Origin of the sequence: Ureibacillus thermophilus (assembly GCF_004331915.1) — a bacterium.
GTDB classification, from domain to species: Bacteria; Bacillota; Bacilli; order Bacillales_A; family Planococcaceae; genus Ureibacillus; species Ureibacillus thermophilus.
The window spans coordinates 1,995,237-2,012,671 of the sequence record NZ_CP036528.1 but is presented as its reverse complement, the minus strand read 5'-3'; the positions used below and the strand labels follow the sequence as shown (position 1 = coordinate 2,012,671).

The 17,435-nt window shown below is 37.6% G+C and carries 16 protein-coding genes, 3 pseudogenes and 1 other annotated feature; of the genes and pseudogenes, 11 read left to right on the top strand and 8 right to left on the bottom strand.

The window, feature by feature from the left end:
• Window positions 1–43 precede the first annotated feature (43 nt).
• Complete coding sequence (locus DKZ56_RS09965; RefSeq protein WP_208649849.1) at window positions 44–1,099, top strand: 2,3-butanediol dehydrogenase; 1,056 nt, start codon at window positions 44–46, stop codon at window positions 1,097–1,099.
• A gap of 162 nt (window positions 1,100–1,261) precedes the next feature.
• Here DKZ56_RS09965 and DKZ56_RS09960 read toward each other — a convergent pair.
• Window positions 1,262–1,840: pseudogene (locus tag DKZ56_RS09960) on the bottom strand (DUF4372 domain-containing protein); the annotation flags it as partial.
• Between the two features lie 445 nt (window positions 1,841–2,285).
• On the opposite strand from DKZ56_RS09960, the pseudogene pepT reads away from it, so the two are divergent.
• Both pepT and DKZ56_RS09950 read left to right on the top strand, forming a co-directional pair.
• Window positions 2,286–2,904 (top strand): annotated as a pseudogene (pepT, locus tag DKZ56_RS09955) (peptidase T); the annotation flags it as partial.
• Window positions 2,905–3,012: 108 nt separating this feature from the next.
• The gene (locus DKZ56_RS09950; protein WP_208649848.1) at window positions 3,013–3,981 is read left to right on the top strand and encodes a DMT family transporter; all 969 of its coding nucleotides are present in this window, start codon (window positions 3,013–3,015) and stop codon (window positions 3,979–3,981) included.
• 745 nt (window positions 3,982–4,726) lie between these two features.
• Here the strand turns inward: DKZ56_RS09950 and DKZ56_RS15975 are convergent.
• The 3 genes from DKZ56_RS15975 to DKZ56_RS09930 all read right to left on the bottom strand — a co-directional run bounded on the left by DKZ56_RS15975 (window position 4,727) and on the right by DKZ56_RS09930 (window position 7,807).
• Window positions 4,727–5,311, bottom strand: coding sequence for a helix-turn-helix domain-containing protein (locus tag DKZ56_RS15975; RefSeq protein WP_208649847.1), 585 nt, complete (start codon window positions 5,309–5,311; stop codon window positions 4,727–4,729).
• 96 nt (window positions 5,312–5,407) lie between these two features.
• Complete coding sequence (locus DKZ56_RS09935; protein ID WP_208649846.1) at window positions 5,408–6,172, bottom strand: YqhG family protein; 765 nt, start codon at window positions 6,170–6,172, stop codon at window positions 5,408–5,410.
• Between the two features lie 24 nt (window positions 6,173–6,196).
• Complete coding sequence (locus tag DKZ56_RS09930) at window positions 6,197–7,807, bottom strand: DEAD/DEAH box helicase (RefSeq protein ID WP_208649845.1); 1,611 nt, start codon at window positions 7,805–7,807, stop codon at window positions 6,197–6,199.
• A gap of 163 nt (window positions 7,808–7,970) precedes the next feature.
• Here DKZ56_RS09930 and DKZ56_RS09925 point away from each other — a divergent pair, with 163 nt between their 5' ends.
• The 6 genes from DKZ56_RS09925 to DKZ56_RS09910 all read left to right on the top strand — a co-directional run bounded on the left by DKZ56_RS09925 (window position 7,971) and on the right by DKZ56_RS09910 (window position 10,412).
• The gene (locus DKZ56_RS09925) at window positions 7,971–8,153 is read left to right on the top strand and encodes a hypothetical protein (protein WP_208652228.1); all 183 of its coding nucleotides are present in this window, start codon (window positions 7,971–7,973) and stop codon (window positions 8,151–8,153) included.
• A gap of 27 nt (window positions 8,154–8,180) precedes the next feature.
• The gene (locus tag DKZ56_RS09920) at window positions 8,181–8,342 is read left to right on the top strand and encodes a hypothetical protein (RefSeq protein ID WP_208649844.1); all 162 of its coding nucleotides are present in this window, start codon (window positions 8,181–8,183) and stop codon (window positions 8,340–8,342) included.
• A gap of 162 nt (window positions 8,343–8,504) precedes the next feature.
• Window positions 8,505–9,110: a magnesium transporter gene (locus tag DKZ56_RS09915; RefSeq protein WP_208649843.1), complete on the top strand. Its 606-nt coding sequence runs from the start codon at window positions 8,505–8,507 to the stop codon at window positions 9,108–9,110.
• Between the two features lie 267 nt (window positions 9,111–9,377).
• The gene (locus DKZ56_RS15755; RefSeq protein WP_281275651.1) at window positions 9,378–9,500 is read left to right on the top strand and encodes a hypothetical protein; all 123 of its coding nucleotides are present in this window, start codon (window positions 9,378–9,380) and stop codon (window positions 9,498–9,500) included.
• Between the two features lie 71 nt (window positions 9,501–9,571).
• Window positions 9,572–9,694: a hypothetical protein gene (locus tag DKZ56_RS15750; protein ID WP_281275650.1), complete on the top strand. Its 123-nt coding sequence runs from the start codon at window positions 9,572–9,574 to the stop codon at window positions 9,692–9,694.
• 553 nt (window positions 9,695–10,247) lie between these two features.
• Window positions 10,248–10,412 carry an aspartyl-phosphate phosphatase Spo0E family protein gene (locus DKZ56_RS09910; RefSeq protein ID WP_208649842.1) on the top strand — a complete coding sequence of 55 codons (165 nt, stop codon included), beginning with the start codon at window positions 10,248–10,250 and terminating at the stop codon, window positions 10,410–10,412.
• An 84-nt stretch (window positions 10,413–10,496) separates the two neighbouring features.
• Here DKZ56_RS09910 and prpE read toward each other — a convergent pair whose 3' ends face one another.
• Window positions 10,497–11,276, bottom strand: coding sequence for a bis(5'-nucleosyl)-tetraphosphatase PrpE (gene prpE, locus DKZ56_RS09905; RefSeq protein ID WP_208649841.1), 780 nt, complete (start codon window positions 11,274–11,276; stop codon window positions 10,497–10,499).
• A 161-nt stretch (window positions 11,277–11,437) separates the two neighbouring features.
• Window positions 11,438–11,647, top strand: a binding site (T-box leader).
• A gap of 55 nt (window positions 11,648–11,702) precedes the next feature.
• Here prpE and proB point away from each other — a divergent pair.
• Together proB and DKZ56_RS09895 are read left to right on the top strand one after the other, a co-directional pair.
• Window positions 11,703–12,788, top strand: a complete 1,086-nt coding sequence (gene proB / locus DKZ56_RS09900; protein WP_208649840.1) for a glutamate 5-kinase — start codon at window positions 11,703–11,705, stop codon at window positions 12,786–12,788.
• 25 nt (window positions 12,789–12,813) lie between these two features.
• Window positions 12,814–14,065: pseudogene (locus DKZ56_RS09895) on the top strand (glutamate-5-semialdehyde dehydrogenase).
• Between the two features lie 147 nt (window positions 14,066–14,212).
• Here DKZ56_RS09895 and DKZ56_RS09890 read toward each other — a convergent pair.
• The 3 genes from DKZ56_RS09890 to DKZ56_RS09880 form a co-directional block, all read right to left on the bottom strand.
• A complete protein-coding gene (locus DKZ56_RS09890) occupies window positions 14,213–14,548 on the bottom strand; it encodes a DUF3889 domain-containing protein (RefSeq protein ID WP_208649839.1) in 336 nt (111 codons plus the stop codon).
• A gap of 93 nt (window positions 14,549–14,641) precedes the next feature.
• On the bottom strand, window positions 14,642–16,015 hold the full coding sequence (argH, locus tag DKZ56_RS09885; protein WP_208649838.1) for an argininosuccinate lyase: 1,374 nt from the start codon (window positions 16,013–16,015) through the stop codon (window positions 14,642–14,644).
• Window positions 16,016–16,189: 174 nt separating this feature from the next.
• On the bottom strand, window positions 16,190–17,398 hold the full coding sequence (locus DKZ56_RS09880) for an argininosuccinate synthase (protein ID WP_208649837.1): 1,209 nt from the start codon (window positions 17,396–17,398) through the stop codon (window positions 16,190–16,192).
• Window positions 17,399–17,435: the final 37 nt, after the last annotated feature.

Sequence of the window (17,435 nt, the reverse complement as noted above, 5' to 3'; positions counted from 1 at the left end):
ACTACTTTTTGGTAGTAAATATTTGAATTGGAGTGTGATACTCGTGAAAGCGGCACTTTGGTACAATGCAAAAGACATTCGTGTAGAAGACATTAATGAACCTAAAGTAACACCAGGACGTGTAAAAATCCAAGTTGCGTGGACAGGCATTTGTGGAAGCGATCTTCATGAATATGTGGCGGGTCCAATTTTTATTCCTGTTGAAAAACCTCACCCAATAAGTAAAGAAATGGCTCCAATTGTAATGGGGCATGAATTTTCTGGAACAGTTGTCGAAGTAGGTGAAGGGGTTACAAAGGTAAAAGTAGGAGACAAAGTTGTAGTAGAACCAATTTTAGCTTGTGGTCAATGTCCAGCATGTTTAAAAGGAAAATATAATATTTGTAAACATTTGGGGTTTCATGGTCTATCAGGAGGCGGCGGAGGCTTCTCGGAATATACTGTAGTGGATGAACGTTGGGTGCACAAAATGCCAGAAGGGTTATCACTTGAGCAAGGTGCTTTAGTAGAACCAGCTGCAGTGGCATTACATGCAGTTCGCATGAGCAAATTGAAAGCGGGAGATAAAACGGTTGTATTTGGTGCAGGGCCAATTGGTTTATTAGTAATTGAAGCATTAAAAGTAGCAGGTGCATCAGAGATTTATGCAGTCGAACTTTCAAAAGAGCGCAGAGAGAAAGCTTTAGAACTTGGTGCAACTGCTGTAATGAATCCAGCTGAAGAAGAGGATGTAGTAGCTAAAATTAAAGAGCTTACAAATGGTGGGGTAGATGTTGCATTTGAAGTAACAGGTGTACCAGCAGTATTAAAACAAGCAATTGATTCAACAACATTTGAGGGTGAAACAGTAATTGTTTCTATTTGGGAAAAAGAAGCATCACTCCAACCAAATAATATTGTGTTATCAGAACGCACTGTAAAAGGAATTATCGCATATCGAGACATTTTCCCAGCGGTTATGAATTTAATGACAAAAGGATACTTCCCTGCTGAACAATTAGTTACAAAACGTATTAAAATTGATGATATCGTGAAAGAAGGATTCGAAACATTAGTTAACGATAAACAGCAAATAAAAATCCTTGTTTCTCCAAAATAAGACTAAAAAACATCATTTTCTCCTTTTGAGAAAATGATGTTTTTTTGATATGCACATCTTTATAAACGGAATTTACTACTATTTTTTTACAAAAAAGCTGAATATATTCATAACTTATATAGTAAACATTTTCTATTGAAAGATGGCGTGATGAAGTTTTAAGTCAAACACATACATGCATTCCTTGTCATCCACCATGATTTCAAGCTGTCCACGGTCATGTTCTCTTGCCGTTGTCATCAAAGCTTTTTCAGGATAGGTTATCCCCTTTTCCATAAACACAAGGCGCAAATGCAGCTTTACACCAGCCTTTGTTTTGCGAAACTTCGCCCATTTATGATTGGTCAAATTAAGTGGCAATGTGCTTGAATCAATGATTTTTAAAGGCATGACCCGTTTTGTGTATGGTGTTTTGGCATGAATTTTTGCGACTAAATCAAGAAAAAGCTTTTGAAATAGATCTGGGTTTATACCATTTAATCGCCGTGACAACTGTGAAATACTAATAGAATGAAGGTCGACCCCTTTTTGAAGTTGGTCATCAAAAAGGCAATCGCTTAGCGCATGGAGACTTTCGATTTCTTCCAATTGCGCAAAAAGCAGTAATTTTAGAAATGACTCTGTCGTTAATTTTTTCGTATAGTAATCTAATTTCATCGTTTTCACCTGTTCTTCAAATAATTGAAGATTTATTGGCGAAAACCATTGTCCAAATGAAGTTTTTCGTGTAATCTTGTCCATGAGTTTGGTCCTTTTTAGTGGATTTGGACGGGTTATCACCTGACTTATCCATTATAAAGGACTTTTTCTTTTCACAAAATAAAATAAGTGAAGATTGTGAGTCTTTTTAATATTAAAATTAAATTAATGCAACACTAGTGATACGAATAGAAAATAAATAATCCAGCTACCGATGAATACAAATAGTAATGATTTCAAGAATTGTTTAAATGATAATGTAGCTTCTTTCGGCAATCTTCTAGTAATTGGAACGATAAGAATCGTTGTAATAATAGAAAATATTAGAGTCGTGATGAGTTATTGTGTCATCCCTTTCACCATCCTTCTTCTATTCTACGGTAGGTAGCTATAAATAGTTTCAATAATTTCAATGACACATCATTTTTCTCATCATAAAAAAGGAAAAATGATACAATAGTGGCAGTATTAATAAGGAGGCAGCGTCATGAAAGAAAAAGTTATTGAACGATTGATTCGATACGCTAAAATCGACACAATCTGATCCGGAAAGCTCTACAACCCCTTCTACGAAAAAACAATGGGATTTATTAAATGTACTAAAAGATGAACTAGCAGAGATTGGACTCACAGACATCACATTGGACGAGAATGGCTACTTATTTGCCACATTACCAGCCAATACAGATAAGCCTGTACCAACTATTGGTTTTTTAGCTCATGTTGATACATCACCAGATTTTTCTGGAACAAATGTCCAACCGAAACGAATTGACAATTATGACGGCGGAGAAATTCAATTAAACGATGAATGCACTCTATCCCCTAACCAATTCCCAAATTTAAAAAATTATGTCTGACAAACATTGATTACAACAGACGGCACGACGTTACTGGGAGCAGATGATAAAGCTGGAATTGCAGAGATTATGACGGCAATGGAATATTTAGTAAATCATCCTGAAATTAAACACGGAAAAATTCGAGTTGCCTTTACTCCTGATGAAGAAATCGGTCGTGGGCCACATAAATTTGATGTCAAAGCTTTCGGTGCGGATTTTGCTTATACGATGGATGGTGGTCCACTAGGAGAATTACAGTACGAAATCAAACTCTTTGAGGCAGAAACGAAATAAATCATGTTTGAATATTCTGTTAATATATTTGTAGTATAGAATTTTTCGATGTTTTCTCTCAGAAAGTAGGTATTAATAATGAAAGAAATCACTCTTGGCATATTTGCAGCCTTATTTTTTGCGGTCACTTTTATTTTAAATCGGTCCATGGAGTTAAGTGGAGGAAGTTGGCTTTGGAGTTCTTCACTAAGATTTTTCTTTATGCTCCCCTTCCTTATCGCCATTGTCTCTTATCGAACAGGTTTTGAAAATTTACATAGAGAAATGAGAGAAAATACTTCAAAATGGTTACTTTGGAGTTTCGTGGGCTTTGTTCTTTTTTACGCACCACTCACTTTTGCAGCAGCTTATGGACCTGGTTGGCTTGTGTCAGGAACGTGGCAGCTAACGATTGTTGCCGGTGTACTTCTTGCACCGTTATTTGTAACCGTCGTAGATAACAAAATCATACGTCAAAAAATACCGCTCACTTCCTTATTCATTTCAAGCATTATTCTAATCGGTATTATGCTTATTCAAATACCTCAAGGAAAAGAGGTAACTTTCAATCACTTACTGCTTGGAGTGATTCCGGTAGTCATCGCTGCCTTTAGTTATCCGCTTGGTAACCGAAAAATGATGGAGTTATGTGGCAGTCGAATCGATGCGTTTGAGCGGGTGCTTGGTATGACCATTGCATCACTGCCAGCTTGGATTATTTTAGCTGTTATTGCCATTTGTACAGTGGGGCTCCCTTCCATGAACCAAGTCATACAATCCTTTATCGTCGCTGTTAGTTCCGGTGTAATCGCGACGACGTTGTTCTTTATTGCCACAGACCGCGTGCGAGATCATCAAGGAAAACTTGCTGCAGTAGAAGCAACTCAGTCAATGGAAGTCGTATTTGTCATTATCGGAGAAATGATGATACTTGGAGTTCCTCTACCAGATCCAATTGCACTTTTCGGTCTTGCGATTATTATCGTAGGCATGCTACTTCATAGCTATCACACAGCGATTATCGGAAAAAAATCAGACCTATCAGAAAAAGCCAAACTTCTCAAATGACGTTTGGCTTTCCCCTTCTATATCATCTCCAAACAAAATCAGCAAAAACATGTTATGTTAAACACAGTGAAATAACATAGAGGTGATACGATGCCCGTTTTAACATATGAACAACTTACTTTCCTAAATTCCTATAGTATTGTTACAGAAGAGCCGAAAAACCCTTTATTTACATTGGAAAATATACATAAAGAATTTTTTCTAAAGGATTTTCTGAAGCTCATGATGGAAATTACTCAAGCAAGTACAGAGGCGGCAGCTATATCCCATTTCAGCTGTCGCTTTGGATTATTCGTTGCTACTCAATTTTATTTTCTCACTGCTTATGATGAAATTTGGGACGGAAAATTAGAAGATGTTCGTTACTTCCATGTACTTGAATATGGTATGGATACGCTCGGAACATACATTACTCCTACAGACTTCCGCTATGTAGAAGAAAATGAAAGGGAATATGTCATTTCAAAAATCCTGTATCAAGCCCATCAAATTATTGTACAACTTCGCCAAACAACAACCATCTCTCCTCTTACTCTTTGGGAGAACATCTTCGGGTATATGTTGTGGAATTATAATGTATTGCTACAAAATCCTCTGCTGGCAGACCGAGCTTTTGAAGATATCGAAATACTTGAGGATACAAAAGTATGGCAACGTTTTTCAAATAAATCTTGGTTTTTTGAATATACAAAAGGAAAAAATCCGATGGAACTCGTCAATTCGCCAGTGCGAAAAAGTTGCTGCTTTACAAAGGACATTCCGTCGTTAATTCAGCCTCTGATTTTGTGCGTCCACGGCGATCTTGTAGGCCTTCTTCTCCATGTAACTCAAATTTTTTCACCCATTGGTATACCTGTTGATAAGAAACTTGATAAGTTTGGGCTGCTAATTGATAATTTTTATGGTGCTTTAAGCAAAAATCGACTATCTCCATTCGTTCTAGTAGGGTTGTTTTTCTACCTTTTGTCATTGTTTTACTCAATCCTTTACCCGAATCTTTTATATCACAATGACTAGTATACTTTTTCACCCACTTCATTAAAATCGTTCTACCTGAAATTTGATGTTTTTTCATTAATTCGAGTAAAGAATATTCACCAGATAAATAATCCTCCACCTCTTGAATCTTCTGTTCTCTTGTATAGCATCGTGGAGAAAAGTTAAAGTGAAAGACCGCTTCACCAAAAGCTTCATACTTTCGAACCCATTCTTTTAAAGTGCTTTGGTGAATTTTATATTGACGAGCAAGCTTTTCAAATGAATAATCACCCATTAAATAGAAATGAATCAGTTTTAACATAAACTCTTTAGGATACTTGTAAAAGGTCATAATGAAAGCCCCCTATTAGGTCAGATGAATTTTTATTTTTTCATCTGTCTACCTAATAGGGAGCATATCATTTTCAGACGCCCCCTTTGTTACGATCTATTTTAAATAAAAAATTCCGCCGCTTACTATTTCTATTTTAATTCGCGGCTGAAAACGTTCTCTAAGAGCTTCCTTTTCAATCTCATAGACTTCCGGTTTCTCAATGACTCCCTCATAGAAATGATTTAAAATTTCCTGTTCCCTTCTCCATCGTTTCTCGGCCTCCTCCGCCCAAGTCATATCATCATGACCGATATAGTTTTCAATAGCTGTCTCTAATCTTTCAATGGCTCTGATTGGTGAAACAATATAAGGAAGACAATAGGCGTTTTTCGGAAATTCCTTCGTCAGTGTCCGTTCAATCAGCCAATCTTGAAAATTGCTTTTAACACTTCCATGGATTAAATTGATGCCCAACGAAAAAAGCATTTCTTTTGTTTGGTCGGTATGATAAGAAACTTTAAAATTTGCGCCCACCCAAGGAAATAAACTTGCCCCTTCCATATTTTCATACATTTGAACAAAGCATCCTAAATCTTTTGTCGCCTGAAAAATTTGATGCATTCGCATGGAGCCGTAGTGGATATATTCGCCGCGAATGTCTTGGTTTTCATGTTTCTTTGTAATGAAAGTTACTTTTAAAGGATTCGGCTCTGCTTTTGTACTTTCAACGAATTGCCAATAGAAGGGGCGATTCATAATGCGTTTGTCAATATCGGCCGTTAATTGCACCGTTAAATAGTCCGGTGCTTCCTCTGTTATTTCACATCCAGTGACGGTGAAAAATGTGCGCAAATAATCATGGATTTGTTCAGCTAACATCTTTTAGCACCTCTCAATAATCGATTAGGTAAATCCAAGTTCCCCTTCCAAACCGTAATCTTCAAAATCAAAATTTGAAACAAAGTTTGGAGATTGGTAAATCCGTTCCTCTACTTTGTTTGTTAAAATATCATCCAATTCACCGACCACTTTTTCAAATACATTGATTTTATTTGTCAATAAATCCAAAATCCGGTCTTCAATGGTATTTTGAATGGCAAGATTGTAAATGTATACATCCTGCTCCTGTCCAAATCGGTGGACGCGGCCTATTCGCTGTTCAATTTTCATTGGATTCCAAGGTAAATCAAAATTTATAACATGGTGGCAAAATTGCAAGTTGATGCCTTCACCGCCGGATTCTGTTGCTATGAGGACATCCGCATAATCCCGGAACAATTGCCTCATCCAATCCCGTTTGTTTTTACTAAACTTTCCATTAAACAAGACACTTTTTATGCCTTTTTGATATAAGTACCATTGCAAATAATGCTGCGTTGCCCGATATTCTGTAAAGATAATGACCTTATCTTTTGCCTTTTGAATAATTTCATAGGTTTTTTCAGCCTTCGAATTAATTTCTAAGTTGGACATTTTTTCTATAATTTCATCTATATAATCTATTTCTTCCTGCCTTTGAACTTTTTCTTTCAATTTAACGAGGGTCAAATAAGCCGCCTCTTTGCTTGAACACATCTCTTTCAACAAGGTGGTCATGGCGAAAGAATTGCTGAAAAGGCTTGTGCGTTCTTTTAAAGATTGAATCATTTGGTATACTTTCTGTTCCTCTTCCGTAAATTGGATCGGAATTGTTTGTACATTCCTTCCTACCCATTCAATGCCTGTATCTTGTCGGCGATTCCGAATCATGACTTGGTCAACCAATTCTTTTAAATATTCGTCTTCTGCTAATCCATTTTTTCCTTTCTTAAAGTAGGATTGGAAGCTTTCCACATTTCCTAAATGCCCCGGTTTTAGTAAAGAGACAAGATAAAAAATTTCAAAAATATGATTTTGTATAGGGGTTGCAGTAAGCAACAAACAAAATTTCTTTTTTATTCCTTGCACAAATTGATACGTTTGGGTTTTATGGTTTTTTAATTTATGGGCCTCATCAATAATAATCATGTCAAAATCCTGTTCGTAAATTTTTTCCCGGTACGGGCTGCGCTTTGCCATATCCATACTCATGACGACAAAATCATATTGTTCAAAAGGGACATTTTTCTTTCGGCATCCAATTGCAGGGATGAAAAATTTACCGTTTAATTCATCCACCCACTGGGTAAGCAAAGATGCAGGCACTAATATTAACGCTTTTTTGACAAGCCCCCTCAAGATGTATTCCTTCAAAATTAAACCGGCCTCAATCGTTTTTCCAAGCCCCACTTCATCTGCTAAAATCGCTTTTCCATTCATTTTTTCAATAACCGTCCGGGCTGCTTCTATTTGGTAATCAAGAAATTGAATATTGGTCAAAAATTTAGGTGCCTGCAAACCTGAAAAATCCGTAATTAATTGGTCTTTCACCACTTCATATGCCATTTTATACAGCGTCCAGTCATCCCACGGTCCATCTTCATTTAAGCGCCTAGCAAACTCTTCCTTCCAAGCGGAGGATTTTTCGATCAACATTTGCTTCACCTCCTGTTTCCATTTAGATTGTCCAAAATTTGCAATCCTATAATGGAAATGAATTCTCGCTTTTCTTCATTGTTTCATGTAAATCGTTCAAATAACTTGAGAATAATAATGAAAACGCAAGGAGGTGAACAATTTGAAAAATAATAACAAAACGATGAACGAAAGAACTCATAACCCTTTTGAAACATATAAACATTTGCACAAAAATACAACAAATAGCGCCAATAATCCTGAAGATCCAACAGAGGAGATTTCAGAGGAATTCGACTCAAAAGCAAAAAATAAAAACAATAAAACGAATCACGATAAAACGCAAAAATCAAACAAAAATATATAACCACTTTCCTCTTTTGGAGGTTGTCGAATGAAAAAACAGCAAATTGTTTTTATGAAAAGCACCCACCAAAATTTTAATCTGTACATTGGCAACAAAGAAAATTACGAATGGATGAAAACAAGTGAAATGAGTGATCCTCTGCCGGAAAAAGTTATTCCCATTGAATCGTTATTGAAAAAAAAGAATTGAAAAAAATTAATATTGATCGCTTCTCCCCGATTGGTATTTAAGGAGCTATTTTGCTCCTCTTTTTTTGTCTTTTTCTCCCTATATCAACAATAATCATCACTTTTTTCTTCTTGAATTTTGGGAAAGATAATGTAGTGAAATCTATTGGAGAGGTGATTTTTCATGAAAAAATGGTTTCCTCTGTTCTCTTTCCTTCTTACTTTATGCATCCTACTTGCCCCTTCTGACACATCGGCGCACAGCCACACTACATTTATAAAGCAATACGAACAGTTAAATGATGAGCAAAAACAGCAAGTGGATCGCATTTTAAATCATTTACATGAAGAATTCGAGAAATTAGGTGTAAAAGCGGACCATCCAAATGTCCACGAAATTTATTCAAAATTAGATGAAAATACAAAAGAACAAGTCCGAACAATTATTAAAGAATTGGATGAAGGAAAAATTTCTTCCAAAGAAGCGGATCAAAAACTAGCGGAATTAGGCGTGATTCCTATAGATGAAAAATGCAAAATCTTTGAAAATCTCGATGAAGAAACAAAACAAAAAGCTAAAGAAATTATAAAAGAAATGAAAAGCGGTGCTATTGCTCGAAATAAAGCCGAAGACCAACTTAAAGAATTAGGAGTTGAATTGCCGAAAAAGCCGGAATTAGATGAACAAACAAGAGAAAAAGTGAATCAGCTTCTTGAAGAAGTGGAAAAAGAATTTGAAAAACTCGGCTTAGAATTCCCAAAACATCATTATCAACATTTCATTAAATAACCTTATAATCCAGCGAATTTTCACTTTTTCGCTGGATTTTCCTTATACAAAATATTTTCAAAAAATAACAAAATGGTTTTGTGAACAATTGTTGAAAATGAAAACGTCATCAAAATGAACAAAATGTGAAAAGTTTCACTTTCCCTTTCCTTTTTGATTTTCCCGTTATACAATGAAGATGAAATTGATATATAACAATTTCTTCTGAATTAAAAATTCACAGAAATGTTATATAACAAAATTATTTTAAAGGAGCTTGATCCCAAGATGTGGGTACTTACTGTATTTGAAAAAAATTCTTATCGAATCTTTGAATTTGCAGAAAAACATGAAGCGATGTCAGCACTTCAAAAATTTGGTAAGTCTGCTGTCTTGTCCTTTACGAAATAATAATCACAGAAACAATTGTCGTTACTATAGATTTTGGGGTTGAATTAAAAATTCTTAAGGAGGAATTTTCGATGTGGGTTGTTACAGTTTTTGAAAGAGATACATTCCGTTGCTTTGAATATGAAACAAAAGAAGAAGCCGTTCACACTTTAGAAACATATAAAAATCAAGCTATTTTATCATTTACAAAATAATCAACTCCCCATAAATAAAAAAACGAGGTTGGACAAATCTAAAAAAACATCATTTTCTCCAAAGAGAAAATGATGTTTTTTTGATATGTTATTAAAATTGATTTCCGTTCCGGGGACGCTTTCCGCGGGCCCTCCTCTGAGTCATTCCTTCGCTCCTCGTGGTCTCGAGAGGGATTGTTGCAGGAAAGCTTTGAATTTACTTCCTTGAGCTTGTTCCGCTTTGCGACTAATCGTGCGCGACAGGAACTCGCCCCGTCACTTCAATCAATTTTTCGTTCTATCAATTTTTTATCAAAACTCTTTCAACTGCCCCTTTCATTTTTTGTTTATGTCCCAGCCTCATTTTTTTATTGAAAATACTTATCAACTGCCAACAATATAAATATATACCCTCTTTTTTTTACACTTAATCTATTAAATTGTGACAAATTTGTGAAAATTTTAGTTTCCTCCACAATCCGACATATTTTTCAATCTAAATGTCTTACAATGAAGACAGTTCTACAAAAGTATACAAAAAATATCATGAAACAATTTCACTGGAGGAAGAAAAATGTTCTATATACTCTATAAAAAAGTACTCAGAGTTATAATAGAAATCAAAAGAAAGCGTATGTACCGAAAAGCACAAGCACTAGGATTCACACACCCAGAAGTCGTAAATTGCAGCCAACAATTGGACAATTTGCTCAATAAATATACGAAACAAGCAGCTTAATTTCGCCATTTCCATCTCGCTTAATCCGTTAAAGTTGGCAATACCCTTCAAAACCGATGAAATGTTTTGAATGGGTATTCTTTTTTATTCCTTTTTATTCAATGGATTGTCTTTCACACCCGCATAATCTTTTTTTGCCTGAACAAAAACAAATTCTTTTTCCGGATATCGATAAGCTGTCAATTTTCCGCCAAAAACAACTCCTTGGTCTATATTGATGGTATTATTTACAATGAGCGGCTCCGGTTTTGGATCGTGCCCCCATATAATAAGGAGTTTCCCTTTATATTGTTTATACCAATCCCGGCGTATTGGTTTGCCGCGCTCATCAACACCGGCTACATCTCCATAACGGCAAAAATTTTTGATTTTTTCCGATTCTTTTCCTATAAACTCTTCCCGTATTCCTGCATGAACACAAACCACTTTTGGCTGCCCTTTTTCTGTTAGTATATAGTGGGAAGGAGCATTCATTAATAAATCCCTCAATTGTTTTTTTAATTGGATGGTTTTTTCTCTCCCCTGTTTCCGCTCAAATTCAATAAACTCCTCTTCCACTTTTTCATCGCCATGTTTGAGCTGCACTTTTCTTCCATCCAACCATCGGGCAATTTTCCAGCCGTGGTTGCTATCCACCATATACATTAAATGCTGGTGGTTTAAAAAAAATTCCATTGTTTCAATGGATTTCGGTCCTCTGCTCATGACATCGCCAAGGGAAACAATTTTCCTTCCTTCCGGATGGACATATAAACCTTGTTCATTTTTTTGATAGCCTAATTGGTCTAACATTTGTTTCCATTCGTCGAAGCATGCGTGTATATCACCAACAATGTCGACACCTTTGTCAATTTCTATAAACATTGTTTGATTCTCCTTTATTTTCTAAACTATTTATATTATAGGGCATATCCAACCTGTTATACACGAAAGTTCATTGCTTGTATTTTCGTTGAAATTGTTGACACTTTTCAAAATTTCATGCATATTTTTAATTAGAATGAGTTAGAAACGAACATACGGGAATCAGCGCAGCGAAGACTAGTAAGCAGCACACTGTTGGAAAGAGAGCGATGTCCATAGGCTGAAAGACATCGTACAAATAAGAGCTGCTGAACCTGCTTCGTTAGCTTCTAGCCAAAAACTAGACGTTCTCATGCGTTAAATGAGTGAAAGTGGGATTAGTATTAATCCAATTTAGGTGGTACCGCGGAAATTCCTTTTTCGCCCTAAAACTAGGGTGGAAAAGGTTTTTTTATTTTATATACAACATATTAAGGATGGATATGGATGGAAAAAAAACGAATTGTCGTTAAAATAGGTTCTAGTTCACTGACGAACTCAAAAGGAGAAATTGACTACGAAAAAATACAAGATCATGTGGATGCCATTGCAAAAGTGGTAAAGCAAGGTCATGAAGTGCTCCTTGTTTCCTCTGGGGCAGTGGCTGCCGGTTTTCGAAAACTCGGCTACCCTACCCGCCCTGTTACGTTAAAAGGCAAACAGGCGGCGGCGGCTGTTGGGCAAAGCCTGCTCATTCAATTGTATGCTGAACGGTTTGCCCATTACGGCATTACCACAGCCCAAGTGCTTTTAACCCGAACGGATTTTTCCAATAAAGAGCGCTATAAAAATGCCTTTGCCACTTTTAGTGAATTGTTGGAACGCTCCATTTTGCCAATTATTAACGAAAATGATACCGTGTCTGTGACCGAGCTGACTTTTGGCGACAATGATATGCTTTCTGCTCTTGTAAGCGGACTTGTTCATGCAGACCAGCTTATTATCCTAACAGACATCAACGGATTTTACGATGACAATCCGTTAAAAAATCCAAAGGCAAAGCGGATTGACCGTTTAACAGAAATTACGGATGAAATGCTTCAACTAGCAAAAGGCGCCGGTTCAAAAGTGGGAACAGGCGGCATGCAGTCGAAATTGCTTGCCGCCCGCACTGCCTTAAGAGCCGGGGTGAAAGTATTTATCGGCAAAGGCAGCGGACCAGATAAACTTTTTAATATTTTAGAAGGCCGCGGCGATGGAACATATATCGAGCGAGACGAACTGCCGGTGCTTCCAAGCCAAAAACAATGGATCTCTTTTACGGAAGCAAAAGGAAAGCTGTTCATCGATCAAGGCGCAGAAGAAGCGTTATTGCGGAGAGGTAAAAGTTTATTGCCTGCAGGAATTTATAAAGTAGAAGGAAACTTTGACCGCGGAGATGTGGTAGAAGTTTATGGAGAATCGGGGCTCATTGGCCGGGGTGAAGTATTGTACTCCAATGAAGAAATCGCCCAAGCATGCGGCAAAAAAACCGATGAGCTGCACGATGGTTTTATCGAAGTCATTCACAGGGATAGATGGGTGAAAATTTAAGGGAGGTAGGTTTATGATGAAAAACATGGTAAGCTGCGAAGTAGAGATAAAAGGAAAAGCAGCAAAGATTGCAAGCTATTTAATGAATTTAAAGACAACAGAAGAAAAAAATGAGGCGCTTAAAAAAATCGCTGAACAATTACTACTTGAAAAAGATACCATCATTGAAGCCAATCAAAAAGATTTAGAAACAGGAAAAGAACAAGGGCTTTCAGAGGCCATCCTTGACCGAATCATGTTAAACGAAGACCGCATTCAATCAATGGTAGATGCTATTCATCAGTTAATTGAATTGCCGGATCCAATCGGCGAAGTGCTTGAAAGCTTTAAAAGAAAATGGATTAAAAATTGAAAAAAGACGGGTTCCTTTAGGCGTTGTCTGCATCATTTACGAAGCTCGTCCAAATGTAACGGTGGATGCTGCCACATTATGTTTAAAAACTGGCAATGCGGTGATTTTACGAGGCAGTTCATCTGCAAAACAATCCAATATCGCCCTTGTCACATGCATCCATCGGGCATTGGAAAAAACTTCACTGCCGACTGATGCAGTGCAATTAATTGAAGATACTAGCCATGAAACTGCTTCAAAGCTGTTCCATTTAAAGGAATACATCGATGTATTGATTCCGCGCGGTGGAAAAAAATTAATCGATCTTGTTGTAAGGGAAGCATCCGTTCCAGTGCTTGAGACAGGAGCTGGAAATTGCCATGTGTATGTCGACAAAACGGCGGACTATGAAATTGCGGAGAAAGTGGTCATCAACGCCAAAACTCAAAGGCCATCCGTTTGCAACGCAGCAGAAAGCTTATTAATTCAAGAAAATTGGTTTCATGAACACGGAAAAAGATTGCTTGAAAGCCTTGAAAACGCTGGAGTCAAAATTATTGGGGATGAGAAAGTATGTGAAGTGCTGCCTCAAGCTATCCTTGCAAGTGATGAAGATTATGCAACGGAATTTTTGAGCCTCACCATTAGTGTGAAAGTTGTCAAAGATGTAGAAGAAGCGATTCACCATATCAATCATTACGGAACAAAACACTCAGAAGCCATTATTACGAATGATGAAAAGAATGCTGAAACATTTTTAAATCGGGTTGATGCCACAAGCGTTTACGTCAATGCTTCAACTCGTTTTACGGACGGCTTCGAATTTGGGTATGGTGCAGAAATAGGCATCAGCACTCAAAAGCTTCACGCAAGAGGTCCGATGGGATTGCCAGCGCTCACTTCAACCAAATACTACATCCGAGGCAATGGACAAATCAGAGGATAATCAAGAGATTGGGATAAATTTAAAAAAACGGGGCTGTCCACTTTTCAGACGCCCCCTTTTTTGATATATAAGTAAAAATTGATTTCCGATCTGGGCGCTTTCAACGGGCCCAGCTCGAACTGGCCCCTAAAGGAGAATTGATTGTTCTTATCGGTCTGTTTCCTTCATTTCAATATTTACAATTTCTTCCGTTTTGTTATCAAAAGTAATATCTACAAAAACGCCAAACTCCCGGTTTCCTTCCCGCAACCAAAGTTTAAATTTTTCCGTAGATGTTTGATTTCCGACTACCTTTCCCTTATGGAGATAATCAATAATATCTGCTTTTTCGTATTTCTCCTTCACCTTCTCCATGGCGATTCTTCCCCATTTGGCATAAGCAGGGGTGGATTGCTGTTGGGCTCGGGATTCCGAAGCATCGGACATGAAAGTTCCAATAAAAATTGTAGAAGCAATTAAAACAAGGGACATAAATAATCTCACTGCCGCAACCTCCTTTCAATTTAGTTTTTTCAATGGAAAGGAGGTTATTCTTATAAAAAAGAACTGCCGTCATTTGGCAGTTCTAAGGGAAATTTATTGCAAGCAAGCTTTTGCTTTTTCAATTTGTTTTTTTACTTGGTCAAATCCTGTACCGCCTTGGGACAGACGACGTGCTACCGCCGCTTCCGGCTTCAATACTGCATATACATCTTCTTCGATTAATTCGCTTTCTTCTTTCATTTCTTCCAATGTTAAATCTTGCAGGAAGATGCCTTTTTGAATGCATTTAAACACCAATTTTCCTGTCACTTCATGGGCTTTTCTAAAAGGCATACCTTTTGTGGCAAGATAATCGGCTAGTTCTGTTGCATTGGAGAAGTCGCTATGCACAGCCTGATTTAAACGCTCCGTATTGACGGTCATCGTGCGGACCATACCTTCAAAGATTTTCAAAGAACCTAAAATCGTTTGAAGGGTGTCAAACATGCCTTCTTTATCTTCCTGCATATCTTTATTATAAGTAAGCGGCGTGCCTTTCAATACCGTAAGCAGACCAATTAAATTTCCGTAAACACGTCCTGTTTTCCCGCGGATCAGTTCCGCCATATCCGGATTTTTCTTTTGCGGCATAATGGATGAACCTGTAGAGAAGGAATCGTCCAGTTCAATAAATTTAAACTCATCCGTTGACCAAAGAATAATTTCTTCGGCAAAGCGGGATAAATGGGTCATGAGCAATGAAGAGTTGGATAAAAACTCCACGATAAAATCACGGTCGCTTACGGCATCCATGGAATTTTCATAAATTTTGGAAAATCCTAATAATTTTGCTGTCATTTCCCGGTCGATTGGAAATGTTGTCCCTGCCATCGCGCCGGCACCTAATGGAGAAATGTCAATTCGTTTTAAAGATTCCGTAAAACGTTCTTTATCCCGTTCGAGCATCCAAAAATAAGCCATTAAATGATGGGCAAAGCTAATCGGCTGCGCCCGCTGCATATGCGTATAGCCAGGAGCAATCGTTTCAATATGCTGCTCCGCTTTTTCCAAAATCGTTTTTTGGAACGCCACAATTAATTCGATGACTTCTTTCACCCGTTTCTTTAAGAATAAGTGAACATCTGTCGCCACTTGGTCATTCCGACTACGGCCAGTATGTAATTTCCCACCGACTGGGCCAATTAAATCTATGAGCATTTTTTCAATATTCAAATGAATGTCTTCATTTTCCACTTTATATTCAAGTTCGCCATTTTCTGCTTTTTTCTTTAACTCCTGAAGACCCCATTTAATTTTTTCCACATCTTCTTCCGGCAAAATGCCCTGCGCCCCTAGCATTGTGACATGGGCAAGGCTTCCTTCAATATCTTCCATGACTAATTGCTGGTCGAAACCAATGGACGCTCCAAATTCATCCACCCAGCTTTCCGCTGATTTTTGGAAACGTCCTCCCCAAAGTTTTGTCATTGTTTCCACCTATCCTTACTGTAAATATGGTTTCCAATACAAAAAAGAATAGCGAAGGAGCCTAAGTGCTTGAGAAACTCCCCTTCCCAAGCGCATTATTTTAAGAACAAGCTATTCTCCCCCTCATCCTGTCTTAAAATAATCTTCCCTAGACCTCTTCGCACTCAAATTTCCTTATTTTGTGTAGATTGTTTTATTGTTCACTTGTGAAGCGACAACTGTTGGAAGGCCCCAAAGTTCAATAAATCCAACTGCAGACGCATGGTTAAAGGCATCTTCTTTTGAGTAAGTCGCCAATTTTTCATTGTATAAAGAGTTTGGAGATTTTCTTCCTTCTACAATGGCATGGCCTTTGAACAATTTGACGCGAACAGTTCCGTTCACATATTTTTGTGTTTCTTTAATGAAGGCATAAAGCGCTTCACGAATTGGGTTGAACCATAAACCATCATAAATCACTTCTGAAAGTTTTTGTTCTACGATTGGTTTAAAGTGTGCAAGTTCTTTCACAAGCGTAATATCTTCAAGTTCTTTATGGGCAGTTAAAAGAACTTTTGCCCCTGGAATTTCATATACTTCACGGGACTTAATGCCGACTAAGCGGTTTTCCACGTGGTCAATGCGTCCAACACCATGGCGGCCGGCAATTTTATTTAATTCAAGAATCAAATCTGCGAGTTTCATTTCTTTGCCGTTTAATGCCACTGGTTTCCCTTCCACGAATTCAATCTCCACGAATTCAGGAGTATCTGGTGCATTTTCAATGGATACAGTCAATCCGTAAGCTTCTTCTGGTGGAGCTACCCATGGATCTTCCATGATACCTGCTTCATTGGCGCGTCCCCAAAGATTTTGGTCGATGGAGAATGGAGAATCGATTGTTGCAGGTACAGGAACATTGTGTTTTTTCGCGTATTCAATTTCTTCATCGCGGCTCCAAGCCCATTCACGCACTGGCGCCAACACTTCTAGATTTGGATTTAACGCTTTGATGGATACTTCAAAACGCACTTGGTCGTTTCCTTTACCCGTACAACCGTGCGCTACGGCATCAGCATTTGTTTTGTTGGCAATTTCCACTAATTTTTTTGCAATTAATGGACGGGATAAGGCAGATACTAACGGATATTTTTGTTCATACCAAGTGTGTGCTTGAAGCGCCACAAGGGCATATTCTTCCGCAAATTCATCTTTTGCATCAATGATATATGATTCAACAGCTCCAACTTGAAGAGCTTTCTTTTGAATAAAATCAAGGTCTTTTCCTTCGCCGACGTCTAAACAAACTGCTACAACGTCGTACCCTTGTTCTTTTAGCCAAGGAATAGCAACAGATGTGTCAAGACCGCCTGAATATGCTAAAACTACTTTTTTATTTGCCATAACTACATGAACTCCTTCAATAATTGGAATGTATTTT

What these genes read in the sequence shown, in the direction of transcription:
- DKZ56_RS09950 (WP_208649848.1), top strand. Translation starts at nt 3,013, where the DNA reads ATGAAAGAAATCACTCTTGGCATATTTGCAGCCTTATTTTTTGCGGTC.
- DKZ56_RS15975 (WP_208649847.1), bottom strand. Translation starts at nt 5,311, where the DNA reads ATGACCTTTTACAAGTATCCTAAAGAGTTTATGTTAAAACTGATTCAT.
- DKZ56_RS09935 (WP_208649846.1), bottom strand. Translation starts at nt 6,172, where the DNA reads ATGTTAGCTGAACAAATCCATGATTATTTGCGCACATTTTTCACCGTC.
- DKZ56_RS09930 (WP_208649845.1), bottom strand. Translation starts at nt 7,807, where the DNA reads ATGTTGATCGAAAAATCCTCCGCTTGGAAGGAAGAGTTTGCTAGGCGC.
- DKZ56_RS09925 (WP_208652228.1), top strand. Translation starts at nt 7,971, where the DNA reads ATGAACGAAAGAACTCATAACCCTTTTGAAACATATAAACATTTGCAC.
- DKZ56_RS09920 (WP_208649844.1), top strand. Translation starts at nt 8,181, where the DNA reads ATGAAAAAACAGCAAATTGTTTTTATGAAAAGCACCCACCAAAATTTT.
- DKZ56_RS09915 (WP_208649843.1), top strand. Translation starts at nt 8,505, where the DNA reads ATGAAAAAATGGTTTCCTCTGTTCTCTTTCCTTCTTACTTTATGCATC.
- DKZ56_RS15755 (WP_281275651.1), top strand. Translation starts at nt 9,378, where the DNA reads ATGTGGGTACTTACTGTATTTGAAAAAAATTCTTATCGAATCTTTGAA.
- DKZ56_RS15750 (WP_281275650.1), top strand. Translation starts at nt 9,572, where the DNA reads ATGTGGGTTGTTACAGTTTTTGAAAGAGATACATTCCGTTGCTTTGAA.
- DKZ56_RS09910 (WP_208649842.1), top strand. Translation starts at nt 10,248, where the DNA reads ATGTTCTATATACTCTATAAAAAAGTACTCAGAGTTATAATAGAAATC.
- prpE (WP_208649841.1), bottom strand. Translation starts at nt 11,276, where the DNA reads ATGTTTATAGAAATTGACAAAGGTGTCGACATTGTTGGTGATATACAC.
- proB (WP_208649840.1), top strand. Translation starts at nt 11,703, where the DNA reads ATGGAAAAAAAACGAATTGTCGTTAAAATAGGTTCTAGTTCACTGACG.
- argH (WP_208649838.1), bottom strand. Translation starts at nt 16,015, where the DNA reads ATGACAAAACTTTGGGGAGGACGTTTCCAAAAATCAGCGGAAAGCTGG.
- DKZ56_RS09880 (WP_208649837.1), bottom strand. Translation starts at nt 17,398, where the DNA reads ATGGCAAATAAAAAAGTAGTTTTAGCATATTCAGGCGGTCTTGACACA.